This window comes from Paracoccus sp. (in: a-proteobacteria) (assembly GCF_030536915.1).
GTDB lineage: Bacteria > Pseudomonadota > Alphaproteobacteria > Rhodobacterales > Rhodobacteraceae > Paracoccus.
This window is the reverse complement of record NZ_JAUNPC010000158.1, coordinates 1-3,314: the sequence shown is the minus strand read 5'-3', so window position 1 is coordinate 3,314 and position 3,314 is coordinate 1. Positions and strand designations below refer to the sequence as shown.

Genomic DNA, 3,314 nt, shown 5'->3' with positions numbered 1-3,314 from the left:
CGAGGTCACCACCGCCGCGCTGATGAGCGAGAACAAGCATCTCGCCAACCCCTGCTCGGTGGATTCGACGCCCACCTCCGCCAACCAGGAGGACCACGTCAGCATGGCCGCCCATGGCGCGCGCCGGCTGGGGCTGATGACGCGCAACCTCGCCGTGATCCTCGGGGTCGAGGCGATCTGCGCCGCGCAAGGGATCGAGTTCCGCGCGCCGCTGGCCACCTCGGCAGCCCTGTCGCGCGTGATGGCGGCCCTCCGCGCCCGCGTGCCCGCGATGGGCGAGGACCGCTATCTCGCCCCCGACCTGCTGGCCGCTCAGGAGCTGGTCGAGGACGGCACCCTGGCGGCCGCCGCCGGCGTAGAGATCGCCGCATGAGCCTTGGACCCGAGCCTGTCGAGATGGTCCGGGGCGACAGCCCCGTCATCCTGGGCCTGCCCCACACCGGGACATGGCTGCCGGACGACATCCTTGCCCGGCTGAACGAGCGTGGCCGGACCTTGGCCGACACCGACTGGCACATCCACCAGCTTTACGCCGGGCTTCTGCCCGGGGCGACGACGGTGCGGGCGAGTTTCCACCGCTATGTCATCGACGCGAACCGGGGCCCCGAGGACGAAAGCCTTTACCCGGGCCAGAACACCACCGGGCTGGTGCCCGTCACCGATTTCGACGGCCAGCCGATCTGGACCGAGAAGCCCACGCCCGAGGACGTGGCCGACCGGCTGGCGCGCTTCCACGCGCCCTATCACGCGGCGCTGTCGGCCGAGATCGAGCGGGTGCGGGCGCGGCACGGCGTGGCGATCCTGTATGACTGCCACTCGATCCGCTCGGTGATCCCCTTCCTGTTTCCGGGCGTGCTGCCCGACTTCAACATCGGCACCGCGAACGGGACGTCCTGCGCCGCAGCCATCGAGGCCGCCACGCAGGAGGTCGCCGCCGCGACCGGCCGCCCTTGGGTGGTGAACGGCCGCTTCCGGGGCGGATGGACGACGCGCCATTATGGCCGCCCGGAAACCGGCGTCCACGCGATCCAGATGGAACTGGCGCAGTCCACCCATCTTGCGGCCGAGGCCCCGCCCTTCGAGCTCGACCTCGCCAAGGCAGCAGCCATGCGCAAGACTTTGGGCGAGATCCTCGCCCGACTCGAGGCGCTGGCGCCGGAGCTTGCGCCATGAAGATGCCTAAAAGGTCGCGCATGTGCGAGGGCTCGTTCGAGATCCAGCGCAACATCATCGCGGGCCAGCTGCTTTCCTGAAAGGACCGGACATGAACAACCCCCGTCACAACATCCGCGACGTCTTCCCCCCGACCGGCACCGAGATTTCGGCGAAAAGCTGGCTGACCGAGGCGCCGCTGCGGATGCTGATGAACAACCTGCACCCGGATGTGGCCGAGAACCCGCACGAGCTGGTCGTCTATGGCGGCATCGGCCGGGCGGCGCGGACCTGGGACGACTTCGACCGGATTGTCGAATCCTTGCGCAAGCTGAACGAGGACGAGACGCTGCTGGTGCAGTCCGGCAAGCCCGTGGGCGTCTTCCGCACCCACAAGGACGCGCCGCGCGTGCTGATCGCCAACTCGAACCTGGTGCCGCACTGGGCGAACTGGGACCATTTCAACGAGTTGGACAAGAAGGGTCTGGCCATGTACGGCCAGATGACCGCTGGGTCCTGGATCTACATCGGCACGCAGGGCATCGTTCAGGGCACCTACGAGACCTTTGCCGAGGCGGGCCGCCAGCATTACGGCGGCGATCTCAGGGGCAAGTGGATCCTGACGGCGGGCCTGGGCGGCATGGGCGGCGCGCAGCCGCTGGCCGCCGTGATGGCCGGGGCCTGCTGCCTTGCCGTCGAATGCGACGAGACCCGCGCCGACTTCCGCATCCGCACCCGCTATTGCGACGCCAAGGCCCATTCGCTGGACGAGGCGCTGGCCATGATCGCGGACTGGATCGCCAAGGGCGAGGCCAAGTCCGTGGCCCTGATCGGCAACGCCGCCGAGGTCTTCCCGGAACTCGTGCGCCGCATGAAGGCGGGCGGCCCGCGCCCCGACATCGTGACCGACCAGACCTCGGCCCATGACCCGCTGCACGGCTATCTGCCGAAAGGCTGGACGGTCGCGGAATGGCGCGCGAAGCAGGAAACCGACCCCAAGGCGGTCGAGGCCGCCGCCCGCGCGTCCATGAAGGACCACGTCGCGGCCATGGTCGATTTCTGGAACGCGGGGGTGCCGACGCTCGACTATGGCAACAACATCCGCCAGGTCGCGCTGGAGGAAGGGCTGGAGAACGCCTTCGCCTTCCCCGGCTTCGTGCCCGCCTATATCCGCCCGCTGTTCTGCCGCGGCGTCGGCCCCTTCCGCTGGGCCGCGCTGTCGGGCGACCCCGAGGACATCTACAAGACCGACGCGAAGATGAAGGAGCTGTTCCCCGAGAACGAGCACCTGCACCGCTGGCTGGACATGGCGCGCGAGCGCATCGCCTTCCAGGGCCTGCCCGCGCGCATCATGTGGATCGGCCTCGGCGACCGTCACCGCGCGGGCCTCGCCATCAACGAGATGGTGCGGAACGGCGAGCTGAAGGCGCCGGTCGTGATCGGCCGCGACCACCTCGACTCGGGCTCGGTCGCCTCGCCCAACCGCGAGACCGAGGCGATGAAGGACGGCTCGGACGCCGTGTCGGACTGGCCGCTGCTGAACGCGCTGCTGAACACCGCCTCGGGCGCGACCTGGGTGTCGCTGCACCACGGCGGCGGCGTGGGCATGGGCTTCAGCCAGCACTCGGGTATGGTCATCTGCTGCGACGGGACCGCCGATGCCGACCGGCGGATCGAGCGCGTGCTGTGGAACGATCCGGCCACGGGCGTCATGCGCCATGCCGACGCGGGCTATGACATTGCGCTGGACTGCGCGCGCGAACACGGGCTGAACCTGCCGGGCATCCTCAAGTGAGGCTCGTGCGCCGGGGCGAGGGCAGGGCCAGCCGCTGGAAGAACGGCGGCGGCGTCACGCACGAACTGGCCGTCTGGCCGGAGGGTGCGGACCTGTCCGGCTTCGACGCGCGGCTGTCGATGGCCGAGGTGGCGGCGGACGGCCCCTTCTCGGCCTTCCCCGGCATCGACCGCACCTTGGCCGTGCTGGAGGGCGGGCCGATGCGCCTATCATTTGGCGGGGCTGAGGTCGCCGTAACGGCGGACGGCCCGCCCCTGTCCTTCCCGGGCGAGATACCGGTCCATGCCAGGCTGGACGCAGGTCCGGTCCTGGACCTCAACATAATGACTCGGCGCGGGGCCTTCTCGCACCAGATAGTCGAGCTTTC

General features: G+C 69.5%; 4 protein-coding genes. All 4 read left to right on the top strand.

Annotated elements, in window-relative coordinates; genetic code table 11:
- Positions 1–373 (top strand): aromatic amino acid lyase (locus Q4F04_RS15095; RefSeq protein ID WP_303370616.1); only part of this gene is annotated, 373 nt, incomplete at its 5' end.
- On the top strand, positions 370–1,173 hold the full coding sequence (gene hutG, locus Q4F04_RS15090; protein ID WP_303370615.1) for an N-formylglutamate deformylase: 804 nt from the start codon (positions 370–372) through the stop codon (positions 1,171–1,173). The genes Q4F04_RS15095 and hutG, both read left to right, overlap by 4 nt.
- 91 nt (positions 1,174–1,264) lie before the next feature.
- Positions 1,265–2,947, top strand: coding sequence for a urocanate hydratase (hutU, locus tag Q4F04_RS15085; RefSeq protein WP_303370614.1), 1,683 nt, complete (start codon positions 1,265–1,267; stop codon positions 2,945–2,947).
- A gap of 5 nt (positions 2,948–2,952) precedes the next feature.
- Positions 2,953–3,314 (top strand): HutD family protein (locus Q4F04_RS15080; RefSeq protein ID WP_303370613.1); only part of this gene is annotated, 362 nt, incomplete at its 3' end.

Bases quoted from the DNA above. Each gene is read 5' to 3' on its own strand.
- hutU (WP_303370614.1), top strand. From the start codon at position 1,265: ATGAACAACCCCCGTCACAACATCCGCGACGTCTTCCCCCCGACCGGC.
- hutG (WP_303370615.1), top strand. From the start codon at position 370: ATGAGCCTTGGACCCGAGCCTGTCGAGATGGTCCGGGGCGACAGCCCC.